At 66.2% G+C, this 12,347-nt stretch carries 9 protein-coding genes; 8 read left to right on the forward strand and 1 reads right to left on the reverse strand.

Going from position 1 to position 12,347, the window contains the following annotated elements; translation table 11 throughout:
• Positions 1–9 precede the first annotated feature (9 nt).
• From PMO31116_RS19480 to PMO31116_RS19495, 4 genes are all read left to right on the forward strand, one after another.
• On the forward strand, positions 10–1,089 hold the full coding sequence (locus PMO31116_RS19480; protein ID WP_150568138.1) for an HlyD family secretion protein: 1,080 nt from the start codon (positions 10–12) through the stop codon (positions 1,087–1,089).
• Between the two features lie 43 nt (positions 1,090–1,132).
• Positions 1,133–3,904 carry a ribosome-associated ATPase/putative transporter RbbA gene (gene rbbA, locus PMO31116_RS19485; protein WP_150568196.1) on the forward strand — a complete coding sequence of 924 codons (2,772 nt, stop codon included), beginning with the start codon at positions 1,133–1,135 and terminating at the stop codon, positions 3,902–3,904.
• A 68-nt stretch (positions 3,905–3,972) separates the two neighbouring features.
• Positions 3,973–5,097, forward strand: a complete 1,125-nt coding sequence (locus tag PMO31116_RS19490) for an ABC transporter permease (RefSeq protein WP_150568197.1) — start codon at positions 3,973–3,975, stop codon at positions 5,095–5,097.
• A gap of 140 nt (positions 5,098–5,237) precedes the next feature.
• Positions 5,238–7,643, forward strand: a complete 2,406-nt coding sequence (locus PMO31116_RS19495; protein ID WP_150568198.1) for a DUF3141 domain-containing protein — start codon at positions 5,238–5,240, stop codon at positions 7,641–7,643.
• Here PMO31116_RS19495 and PMO31116_RS19500 read toward each other — a convergent pair.
• Positions 7,597–8,340 (reverse strand): response regulator transcription factor, encoded by a 744-nt coding sequence (locus PMO31116_RS19500; RefSeq protein ID WP_150568139.1) that lies wholly within the window; start codon positions 8,338–8,340, stop codon positions 7,597–7,599. The genes PMO31116_RS19495 and PMO31116_RS19500 overlap by 47 nt on opposite strands.
• A gap of 260 nt (positions 8,341–8,600) precedes the next feature.
• Here PMO31116_RS19500 and dsbG point away from each other — a divergent pair, with 260 nt between their 5' ends.
• The 4 genes from dsbG to trpC all read left to right on the forward strand — a co-directional run bounded on the left by dsbG (position 8,601) and on the right by trpC (position 12,344).
• Positions 8,601–9,386, forward strand: coding sequence for a thiol:disulfide interchange protein DsbG (dsbG, locus tag PMO31116_RS19505; protein ID WP_150568140.1), 786 nt, complete (start codon positions 8,601–8,603; stop codon positions 9,384–9,386).
• 363 nt (positions 9,387–9,749) lie between these two features.
• A complete protein-coding gene (locus PMO31116_RS19510) occupies positions 9,750–10,337 on the forward strand; it encodes an anthranilate synthase component II (RefSeq protein WP_150568141.1) in 588 nt (195 codons plus the stop codon).
• Between the two features lie 53 nt (positions 10,338–10,390).
• A complete protein-coding gene (trpD, locus tag PMO31116_RS19515) occupies positions 10,391–11,419 on the forward strand; it encodes an anthranilate phosphoribosyltransferase (RefSeq protein WP_025250222.1) in 1,029 nt (342 codons plus the stop codon).
• 112 nt (positions 11,420–11,531) lie between these two features.
• Positions 11,532–12,344 carry an indole-3-glycerol phosphate synthase TrpC gene (gene trpC / locus PMO31116_RS19520; protein ID WP_150568142.1) on the forward strand — a complete coding sequence of 271 codons (813 nt, stop codon included), beginning with the start codon at positions 11,532–11,534 and terminating at the stop codon, positions 12,342–12,344.
• Positions 12,345–12,347: the final 3 nt, after the last annotated feature.

Consider the following 12,347-nt stretch of genomic DNA (forward strand, 5'->3'; position numbering starts at 1 on the left):
TCAAAGAACATGACGCTTCCCAACGCCAAGCAACTGATGGTTTCCGTACTCGCCGTGCTGGTCGTGATCGGGCTGGGTTGGTACGGATGGAAGACCTACAACCACACCGGGCCGGGCGCGGGCTTTGCCAGCGGCAACGGTCGCATCGAGGCCACGGAAGTCGATATCGCGACGAAGCTCGCCGGACGCGTGGAGGCCATCTACGTGAAGGAAGGCGATTTCGTCAAAGCCGGGCAGGTTCTCGCGAAGATGCAGATCGACACCCTCAATGCGCAGCGCGACGAAGCGCGTGCACAGTATCAGCAGGCCGTGACCAACGTTGCTGCGATTCAGGCACAGGCGGCGGCGCGTCTGTCGGACAAGGCGACTGCCGAAGCCAACGTTGCCGCGCGCGAAGCCGAGCTCGATGCGGCGCAGCGGCGCCTGTCGCGCTCCGAGACGCTGTCGAAGGAAGGCGCCTCATCGGTGCAGGAACTCGACGACGACCGTGCGCGCGTGCGCAGCACCCGTGCGGCCGTGACTGCCGCACGCGCGCAGGTCGCCGCGGCGCAATCCGCCGTCGAGGCCGCCAACGCGCAGGTCACGGGCGCTAAGTCCACCGTGCAGGCCGCCCAGGCGACCATCCACCGCATCGAAGCCGACATCACCGACAGCGAACTGCGCGCCCCGCGCGACGGCCGCGTGCAGTATCGCGTGGCCCAGCCCGGCGAGGTGCTGGGCGCCGGCGGCAAGGTGCTCAACCTCGTCGACCTGTCCGACGTGTACATGACGTTCTTCCTGCCGTCCGAGGTGGCGGGACGCCTTGCGATGGGCGCCGAGGCCCGCATCATTCTCGATGCCGCGCCGCAGTTCGTGATCCCCGCGAGCATCTCGTTCGTCTCCAGCACTGCGCAGTTCACGCCAAAGACCGTCGAGACCGAGAGCGAGCGCCAGAAGCTGATGTTCCGCGTGCGCGCGCAGATCGCGCCGGCGTTGCTACGACAGCACCTGACGGTGGTCAAGACCGGCCTGCCGGGCGTGGCCTGGGTGAAGACGGACAGCGAGCGGCCGTGGCCGCCGCAGTTACAGACGAAGTTGCCGCCGCATTGAGTCGAATGTCATGACGGTACCCAAGACGTCCCCGTTGCCTGCGATGCCCGACCCGCCCCGGCCGGGACGCGGCCTGCCGCCGGTCATCCATGTGGCCGGCGTGTCGTTGCGCTACGGGCGCAAGACGCTCGCACTCGATAACGTTTCGATCGACGTGCCCGCGCACTGCATGGTGGGGCTGATCGGCCCTGACGGTGTGGGCAAATCGACGCTGCTATCCCTCATTGCCGGCGCACGCGCCGTGCAGACCGGCACGGTCGAAGCACTCGGCGGCGACATGGCGAGCGAGGCGCACCGCAACATCGTGTGTCCGCGCATCGCGTACATGCCGCAGGGGCTCGGCAAGAATCTCTATCCGACGCTCTCCGTCGAGGAGAACCTGCAGTTCTTTGCGCGCCTGTTCGGCCACGACGCCGCCGAGCGCCGCCGCCGGATCGACGATCTCACGCGCAGCACAGGCCTGCACCCCTTTCTGGGGCGCCCGGCGGGCAAGCTCTCCGGCGGCATGAAACAGAAGCTCGGCCTGTGCTGTGCGCTGATTCACGACCCGGACCTGCTGATTCTTGACGAGCCGACCACTGGCGTCGATCCACTCGCGCGGGCGCAGTTCTGGGACCTGATCGCGCGCATTCGAAGCGAACGCCCGGACATGAGCGTGATCGTGGCCACGGCCTACATGGACGAGGCCCAGCGCTTCGACTGGCTCGTGGCGATGGACGCGGGCAACATTCTAGCCACCGGCACGCCGGCCGAGCTGCTCACGCGCACGCGCCGCGACAATCTCGAAGCGGCGTTCATCGACCTGCTGCCGGACGAGAAGAAAGTCGGCTATGAGCCGGTCGCGATTCCGCCATTGCACGTCGACGAGCACACCGAGATCGCCATCGAGGCCAAGGGTCTCACCATGCGCTTCGGCGATTTCGTGGCAGTCGATCACGTGGACTTTCGCATCCGGCGCGGCGAGATCTTCGGCTTTCTCGGCTCGAACGGTTGCGGCAAGTCCACCACGATGAAGATGCTCACCGGGTTGCTGCAGGCAAGCGACGGGCAGGCATGGCTCTTCGGCCACGAAGTCGATCCCCGGGACATCGACACGCGGCGGCGCGTGGGCTACATGTCGCAGGCGTTCTCGCTCTACACCGAACTCACGGTGCATCAGAACCTGGTGCTGCATGCCCGCCTGTTCCACGTGCCGGCGCACGAAGTCGGCGTGCGCGTGGACGAGATGGTCGAACGATTCGGACTGGCCGAGGTGATCGACGCCTTGCCCGACAGCATCCCGCTGGGCATGCGCCAGCGCCTGTCGCTGGCGGTGGCGATGGTGCACAAGCCCGAGCTGCTGATCCTCGACGAACCGACGTCGGGCGTCGATCCGGTGGCGCGCGACACCTTCTGGCGTCTGCTGGTGGAGCTGTCGCGCCGCGATCGCGTGACGATCTTCATCTCCACGCACTTCATGAACGAAGCTGAGCGTTGCGACCGCATTTCGCTGATGCACGCGGGCAAGGTGCTGGTCTCGGATCCGCCCGCGAAGATCACCCTCGACAAGGGCGCGGCCACGCTGGAGCAAGCCTTCATCGACTATCTCGTCGAAGCGGGCGGCGGCACGCCCTCGGCGGGCCAGGCCGTGCAGGTGGCGCGGGCACCGGCAACGTCCTCCGTGCCCTCGACCGCCAACGCATCGCGCAAGGCATTCTCGCCGGCGCGGATGATCAGCTACCTCTGGCGCGAAATGCTCGAACTCCAGCGCGACCCGGTACGCGCCGCGCTGGCGCTGGTGGGCTCGCTCGTGCTCATGCTGGTGATGGGCTACGGCATCAACATGGACGTGGAGGACCTGCGTTACGCAGTACTCGACCGCGACCAGACGGCGCTCAGCCAGAACTACGCGCTCAACATCGCCGGTTCGCGCTACTTCATCGAGCAGCCGCCGATCACCGGGTACGACGACATGGACCGGCGCATGCGCGACGGCGAGCTGGCACTTGCCATCGAGATTCCGCCCGGCTTCGCGCGCGACGTGGCGCGCGGCAAGGCGGTGCAGATCGGCGCGTGGATCGACGGCGCCATGCCCATGCGGGCCGAGACCGTGCAAGGCTACGTCCAGGGCATGCACCAGAACTGGCTCGCCGATCAGTCGCTGCGCCGTCTCGGCGTGCGCCCGACCGCCTCGCTCGACCTCGAGACACGCTTTCGCTACAACCCCGACGTGAGGAGCCTGCCCGCGATGGTGCCCGCAGTGATCCCGCTGCTGTTGCTGATGCTGCCCGCGATGCTCACGGCACTGTCAGTGGTGCGCGAGAAAGAACTCGGCTCGATCCTGAATCTCTACGTCACCCCAGTCACGCGCACGGAATTCCTGATCGGCAAGCAGATTCCGTACGTCGCGCTCGCGATGCTGAACTTCCTGCTCATGACGCTCATGGCGGTGACGCTGTTCGACGTGCCGGTCAAAGGCAGTTTCGTGACGCTGGTGACCGCCGTGTTCATCTTCAACGTAGTCGCGACGGGCATCGGCCTGCTCGCGTCCACCTTCACCCGCAGTCAGATCGCGGCCCTTTTCTTCACGATGATCGGCACCATGATCCCGGCGATCCAGTTCTCCGGCATGCTCACGCCGGTGCCGTCGATGGAGGGCTCGGGTCGCTTCATCGGCGAGATCTATCCGGCGACCTACATGCTCATCATCAGCCGCGGCGTGTTCAACAAGGCACTCGGGTTTGGCGATCTGGGCGGCGCCTTCTGGCCGATGCTGGTCGCCGTGCCCGTGATTCTGGGCGTCACGATCCTGCTGCTCAGGAAACAGGACAAGTGATGACGCGTCCGGCCGCATCTCCCGCTTCCTCGCCTTGCGCGGCACCGCCGCGTCGCAGGCCGTCGCTACTGCGGCATCTGGCCAACATCTACCGCCTTGGCGTGAAGGAACTGTGGAGTCTTGCGCGCGACCCGATGATGCTCGTGCTGATCGTGTACACGTTCACCGCGGCGGTATATTCGGCGGCCACCGCGCAGCCCGACACGCTGCACCTCGCGCCGATCGCGATTGTGGACGAGGACGTCTCACCGCTCTCGCAGCGCATTGTCTCGGCCTTCTACCCACCGCAATTCACCATGCCACGCATGATCACGGCCGACGCCGTGGACCGAGGCATGGACAAAGGCGCCTACACGTTCGCGCTGAACATTCCGCCGAACTTCCAGCGCGACCTGCTCGCGGGACGCTCGGCCGAAGTGCAGCTCAATGTCGACGCCACGCGCATGAGCCAGGCATTCTCCGGCAGCGGCTACGTGCAGCAGATCGTCTCGGCCGAAGTGCGCGAATTCCTGCAGCGATATCGCGCCAGTCCGGAACTGCCGGTCGATCTGGCACTGCGCGTACGCTTCAATCCGACACTGGAGCGCGCGTGGTTCGGCGCGCTCATGGAGATCATCAACAACATCACGATGCTCTCGATCATCCTGACCGGCGCGGCGCTCATTCGCGAGCGCGAGCACGGCACCATCGAGCATTTGCTCGTCATGCCGGTGACACCGACCGAGATCATGCTGGCCAAAGTCTGGTCCATGGGGCTGGTGGTCCTCATCGCGGCGGCCATGTCGCTGTGGCTGATCGTCAGCGGTGCGCTGCACGTGCCGATCGGTGGCTCCGTGGCGCTGTTCCTGCTGGGGGCCACGCTGCACCTGTTCGCCACCACGTCCATGGGCATCTTTCTCGCGACGATCGCGCGCTCGATGCCGCAGTTCGGCATGTTGCTGATCCTGGTGTTGCTGCCACTGCAAATGCTCTCGGGCGGCAACACGCCGCGCGAGAGCATGCCGAAGCTCGTGCAGGACATCATGCTCGCCGCGCCGACGACGCACTTCGTCGAGCTGGGACAGGCGATCCTGTTCCGTGGCGCGGGAATCGGTGTCGTCTGGGTGCAGTTCCTGGCACTCGCCGGCATCGGCGCCGTGTTCTTCGTCTTCTCGCTGCGACGGTTTCGCCGCACGCTCAGCTCGATGGCCTGACGCCCCCGGGGAGAGCGAACGTCCGCGACGGCGCGCCGTCATGTCGAATTTGAGAGGTCATTGCCATGCCTGCCAAGTCTGCCAAGTCATCCGCCACGCCCGGCACGCCCGCTACGTCCGCTACGTCCGCCAAGACGCCCATGCCGGCGACTTCCGCCGCACTCGAACGCCCCACCTCGTCCCGCGACACGGCGTCGTCGACCGCCGACGCGCCCTGGCTCTCGCACCTGCCGTGGATGGCGGCGGCCGCCGAGTATGCCGTGGACGCCTGGCAGCGCAGCGTGCTGTTCGCCGACGTCATGCGACAGCGGGGCAACCAGTATCAGGCTCACCTCGCCGAGTCGGCGCCCAACGTGCTCGACTTTCCCGCCGAAGTCGTCCTCGACGGTCACGATCTGCCGCGACCGTGCAATTACTGCCTGATGCGCATCGTGCCGCCGCACGACACGCCGACCCAGCCCAACGCACGTCCCTTCGTCGTGGTCGACCCGCGCGCCGGACATGGTCCGGGTATCGGCGGCTTCAAGCCCGACAGCGAGATCGGTGCAGCCCTGCGCGCCGGCCATCCGTGCTATTTCGTGGGCTTTCTGCCCGACCCCGTCCCGGGACAAACGGTCGAAGACGTCATGCACGCCGAAGCGGCGTTCCTCGAGAAAGTGATTTCGCTGCACCCGGACAGCGCGAGCAAGCCGGCCGTCATCGGCAACTGCCAGGCCGGCTGGCAGATCCTGATGACGGCTGCGATGCGCCCGGAGCTCTTCGGCCCGATCATCGTGGCCGGTGCGCCGCTGTCCTACTGGGCGGGCTGGCGCGGACGCAATCCCATGCGCTACTCCGGCGGGCTGCTCGGCGGCAGCTGGCTTACGGCCCTCACGAGCGATCTAGGCGACGGACGCTTCGACGGCGCGTGGCTCGTGCAGAACTTCGAGAACCTCGATCCGGCCAATACGCTCTGGCGCAAGAAATATCACCTTTACGCCAACGTCGACACTGAAGCACCGCGTTACCTCGGCTTCGAGAAGTACTGGGGCGGGCACGTCTTCCTGAATGCGCAGGAAATGCAATACATCGTCGACAACCTGTTTGTCGGCAACCGGCTCACCAGCGCCGAGCTGATCACGAGCGACGGCGTGCGGCTCGACCTGCGCAACATCCGCTCGCCCATCGTCGTGTTCTGCTCCTACGGCGACAACATCACGCCGCCGCCACAGGCGCTCGGCTTCGTGACCGACATGTACCGCGACGACGCGGATGTGCTCAGCCACGACCAGACCATCGTCTATGCCACGCACGAGAGCATCGGGCACCTGGGCATCTTCGTGTCGGGCAGCACGGGACGAAAGGAGCATCGAAAGTTCGTGAACAACATCGACCTGATCGACGTGCTGCCCGCCGGCATCTACCAGGCGCAAATCGCCGACAAGACCGCCGACACGCCACACCGCGAGCTGGTCGACGGCGATTACGTGATGTCGATCCAGCGACGCAGTGTGGCCGATGTCCGGGCCATCGTGCAGCCGGACGTACAGAGCGACCGGCGCTTTGCGACGGTGGCGCATCTGTCGGACATCCATCTCGGGCTGTATCGCAGCCTCGTGCAACCGTGGGTGCGTTCGATGGTCACCCCGACCTCTGCCTACTGGATGCGACTGCTCCACCCGTTGCGGGTGAGCTACGAACTTTGGTCCGACCGAAATCCTTTCGCGGTGCCGTTCGCCGACAAAGCCGCGCGGGTGCGCGAGTCCCGGCATCCTGTGGCGCCCGACAACCCCTTCCTTGCCCTGGAGACGGCCGTCGCGTCGGCCATCGAGCAGTCGCTCGACTTCTATCGCGATGTGCGCGACGACACTTGCGAAAAGGCATTCGAGCTCGTCTACGGGCAAGCCTGGGTACAGGCGCTCGCCGGCTTGCACGGCAGCGACGACTCGGCCATTCGGGTGCACCCCGGCACGTCGCCCGAGCACGTGGCGTTCGTCCGGCACACACTGGAGCACCGCCAGCACGAACTCCACGAAGGCGGCCTGCTCGAAGCGGGCATCCGAGCGCTGCTCTGGGTGCATCGCCTGCGTGGCGAAGCCGACGAGCGGCAGTTCAATCTCGCGCGCTCGTTACCGCACGGCGAGCGCGATCTCCCGATCGAGACCTTTCGCGAAATCATCCGGCGTCAGGCCGGTCTGCTGCGCATGGCGCCAGACACGGCGATGGCGGCCATTCCCGGCATGCTCGCGCACGCGTCGCCCGGCCACATCCGGCGGGTGGCGACGGCCGTGCGGGATCTGAGCTTCGCCGTGCCGCTCGACGCGAGCGAACAACGCGATCTGGCCCGCGTGCTCGACGTGTTCGAGCAAACCGCCGCACAGCGCGAAGGCGAGGCGTCGGCGCCTCGGCCAGCCCGCGCGACACGTGCCCGCAGAGGCAAGGCGAACGCCAAAGCGCCCGCCCCGACGTCTGCTGTGACAACCGCAAAAGCGCCGGCCAGAGCGCCGGTCAAAGCGCCGGTCAAAGCGCCTGCGGCCACCGCGTCGAAGCGCAGGAAAGCCGCCTGACGGACGTATCGGTGCACGCTGCGGGTTCCGGTATCGCGAGCGCCCATCCCAGGCGATAGCCAAGCCCGCGCGACGTCTGGATCGCACCGCAACCGAGCTTGCGGCGCACGTTGTGGATGTGGACGTTGAGCACGTTGCTGCGAACACGCGCGGTCATGCCGTAGAGCCTGACATGCAAGGTGTCGGGGGGTACCCATCGTCCACGGTGGCTCGCGAGACACGCCAGCAAGTCGATTTCCCGGCGCGACAGGGCGACGGGCTCATGGCCCAACCACGCCAGCCCGCTTGCGGGGTCCAGCCGCAGCGGCCCCGCCTCGATCATGTGTGCGCAACGCCCCTGCGTGCGACGAATCAGCGCGTGCAGCCGCGCAGCCAGTTCACGCACGTCGAAGGGCTTGACCAGGTAGTCGTCAGCGCCTGCGTTCAGCCCGGCCACCCGGTGCTCCACCGCACTCGCCGACGTGACGAGCAACACGGGCACGTCGGGTTCCACGGTTCGCAAACGCGCAATGATGCCCAGGCCACCGGCGCCGGTGGTGTCGAGATCCAGCACCAGCGCATCGAACCGGTCCTCGGCGTGCGCGGTTAGCGTCGCCTCGCCGCAGACCACCCCCGTCACATCGATGCCCGCCGTCAACAACGCGCCCGAGATTCGCGTCGCCATCCTTGGGTCGTCCTCCGCCAGCAGCACTCGCATTGCGCTACGCCTCCCGCTCGCCTGGGTCCAGTTCACGTAATTCACGTATCCGAAAACTCACGTCGAGCCTTCACCGTAACGGATTCACTTTCGATTAATCCTGATCGAACACGCTCCGACTTGTCCGGAAACGCCGCAGGAAGACGGGTTGACCCAACGAACGCCGCTTCTGCGAGCCCCGGAGGCTTCAGCCGCTCTTCGGCAGGTGTGCATCTGCCGCTTTCCACCATCCGGCGTCTCGCGCGCCGAAGGAGTTCGCCATGTCCACTCGTCTGTCTCTCGCATTTGCCATTTCGTCGTCCGTTCTGCTTGCGCTGCCCACACGCAGTCCGGCGGCCGACGCCCCCACGGCGACAGACAAACCGGCTGTCCTGCAATCGCTCGAGCGCGAAGGCGTGAGCGGCTTGCAGCCTTTCGATACGGGTTCGGATTTGCGCGGCTACGCCGGCTTCGCCGGCCAGCAGCCGCTCGCCGTCTACCTGTCGCGCGACGGCGGGGCCATCGTCGGGTCCCGCATCGGGGCGGACGGCAAACCGCTCGATGTCGAGCGAGTGAAAGCCCTGGTCGAAAAGCCCATGGGCGAGGCCATGTGGTCGAGGCTCGTGTCGTCCGGTTGGGTGCAGGACGGCAAGATCGAGGCACCGCGCGTTGTCTTCATGTTCAGCGACCCGAATTGCCCCTACTGCAACCGCTTCTGGGAAATCGCCCGCCCGTGGGTGGCGGCGGGGAAGGTGCAATTGCGGCATGTTGTCGTGGGCGTGATCCGCGCCGACAGCGTCACCAAGGCGGCCGCGATCCTGGAGGCGGCCGACGCGTCGGCCGCCCTGCGCCAGAACGAGCAGCAATTCGCGCAAGGCGGCATCAAGCCGGCACGGAGCGTGTCGAAGTCCGTCGCACAGAAGCTCGAGGCGAACCAGCGGCTGATGGCGGAACTGGGATTCCGGGGAACGCCGGGCATCGTTTACCGCGACGCCCAGGGCATCGCCCGGCGCGCGAGCGGCATGCCGCCGGACGATGCGCTCGCGGCGATCCTTGGGCCTCGCTGAGCGGCCGCCCCTTCCTGGCCGCAGATTCGTCTACCGAAGGCGGCCGTCGGGCGCACATTCTTGCAAGAATCGCCCCGATGGCGCGCGAAATTCGCCGATTGGCCGCTTTTTGCGACACTCCGCCACGGCGGGCCGCGGATACTGCTACAATCGGCTTCACTATGAAGTCGCATCAGTCTTTCTCCCTCCTCTGGTCGCCCCTGACCGCCGCCCTGCGCTGGTGGCGGTAACCCGCCACGTCCATCTCATCCCCATAGCGCCCTCCCCCGCGGATCGCGAACTCAACGTGGGGGCACGCTCAGGGGGAATTCGCAAATCTCATGCGTTCGACAATCCTTTGTCACCAGACGAACAGGGACCATCATGCTGCTGATGATCGACAACTACGACTCGTTTACCTACAACATCGTCCAGTACTTCGGTGAACTGGGCGAAGACGTACGCGTCTTTCGCAACGACGAAATCACGCTCGACGCGATCGCCGAACTCTCCCCCGGGCGCATCTGCCTGTCGCCGGGCCCCAGTTGCCCGGCCAATGCAGGCATCACGCTCGACGTGCTCAAGCGGTTCTCTGGCGAAATTCCCATTCTTGGCGTCTGTCTCGGCCATCAGGCCATCGGCGAGGCGTTCGGCGGCAAGGTCGTGCGAGCGCAGCAAATCATGCACGGCAAGGTGAGCGAGATCGAAACCACGCAGCAGGGCGTGTTCGCCAACCTGCCCAGGCGCTTTACCGTCACGCGCTATCACTCGCTGGCGATCGAGCGGGCCTCGCTACCCGATTGCCTCGAGGTGACGGCCTGGACGGACGACGGCGAAATCATGGGCGTGCGCCACAAGACGCTGGACGTCGAAGGCGTGCAGTTTCACCCGGAATCCATTCTCTCGGAGCACGGCCACGACGTGCTGCGCAACTTCCTGCACGCCGCACCGCGCGTGGCGCAGGCCGCCTGACGCGCGCCGCCCAGCCGCATACGACGAACGCCGAACCGATACGAGACAACGCAATGATTACCCCGCAAGAAGCCCTGCAGCGCACCATCGAACACCGCGAGATTTTTCACGACGAGATGCTTCATCTGATGCGCCTGATCATGCGCGGCGAGATTTCGCCGGTCATGACGGCGGCCATCATCACCGGCCTGCGCGTGAAGAAGGAAACCATCGGCGAGATCGCCGCCGCCGCGCAAGTGATGCGCGAGTTCGCCAACCACGTGGATGCGCCGGCCGACGAACACTTCGTCGACATCGTGGGCACCGGCGGCGACGTGTCGCATACGTTCAACATTTCCACGGCATCGATGTTCGTGGCGGCCGGCGCCGGTGCGAAGGTCGCCAAGCACGGCAACCGGGGCGTCAGTTCGAAGTCGGGCAGCGCCGACGTGCTCGAAGCCCTGGGCGTGAACATCATGCTCTCGCCCGACCAGGTGGCCGAGTGCCTGCGCGAGGTCGGCATCGGCTTCATGTTCGCGCCGAACCACCATCCCGCCATGAAGAACGTGGCCGCCGTGCGCAAGGAAATGGGTGTGCGCACGATCTTCAACATTCTGGGCCCGCTCACGAATCCAGCCGGCGCGCCCAACCAGCTCATGGGGGTGTTCCACCCCGATCTGGTGGGGATTCAGGTGCGGGTGATGCAGCGTCTGGGCGCCGAACACGTACTCGTTGTCTACGGCAAGGACGGCATGGACGAAGTCTCGCTCGGCGCCGCCACGCTGGTGGGCGAGCTCAAGGACGGCAAGGTCACGGAGTACGAGATTCATCCGGAAGACTTCGGTCTGCAGATGGTGAGCAATCGCAGCCTGAAAGTCGGCAGCGCCGACGAGTCGAAGACGATGCTCCTCGAAGCGCTCGACGACAAGCCGGGCACCGCGCGCGAGATCGTGGTGCTCAACGCGGGCACCGCCCTGTACGCGGCCAATCGCGCGGCGTCGATCGGCGAGGGGATCGGCATGGCGCGCGAATCGATCGCCAGCGGCGCTGCCCGGGCGAAGCTCGACGCATTCGTCAAGTTCACGCAGCGCTTCAAGGCTTGAGCGCCGGCGCGGCGCCACCCTCGAACAACGAAGCGGTCCAACCCTACGCGACAGCGTCGCGCATCCGACACATGATGCCCGACCTTCATTGAACCTCCGAATCCACATCGATATGTCTACCGTTCTCGACAAGATCCTGGCCGTGAAGGCCGAAGAAGTGGCCGCCGCGAAGCGTGCCCGCGACCTCGCAAGCCTGCGGCGCGACGCCGAGGCGACGGTGAACGACAGCGCCCTGCGCACCCGGGACTTCGTCGGTGCGCTGCGCGCGAAGATCGACGCCGGACTGCCCGGCGTGATCGCCGAGATCAAGAAGGCGAGCCCGTCGAAGGGTGTGATTCGCGAGGACTTCGTGCCGCCACGGATTGCCGAGTCGTATCAGCGCGGCGGCGCCGCGTGCCTGTCGGTATTGACCGACGCCCAGTTCTTCCAGGGCGCGCCGGCCTATCTGAAAGCCGCGCGCGCCGCCTGCGACCTGCCGGTGTTGCGCAAGGACTTCATGATCGACGCCTATCAGGTGTACGAGGCGCGCGACATGGGCGCCGACTGCATTCTGCTCATCGCCGCCGCCCTGGAGCTCTCGCAGATGCGCGATCTCGAGGCGCAGGCCCACGAGCTGGGCATGGCCGTGCTCGTGGAAGTGCACAACGGCCGCGAGCTCGAGGCCGGGCTCGCGCTGCGCACGCCGCTGCTGGGCATCAACAACCGCAATCTGCACAACTTCGAGGTCACGCTCGACACTACGCTTGGCCTGCTCAAGCACATTCCCGACGATCGACTCGTCGTGACGGAGTCGGGCATTCTGTCGCGCGACGACGTGACGCGCATGCGTGCTGCCAATGTCAACGCCTTCCTCGTCGGCGAAGCCTTCATGCGCGCGCCCGAGCCGGGCGATGCCCTGGCCACGCTGTTCGACATGCCTCGCTGACCT

The organism is Pandoraea morbifera, assembly GCF_902459575.1.
Classification (GTDB): domain Bacteria; phylum Pseudomonadota; class Gammaproteobacteria; order Burkholderiales; family Burkholderiaceae; genus Pandoraea; species Pandoraea morbifera.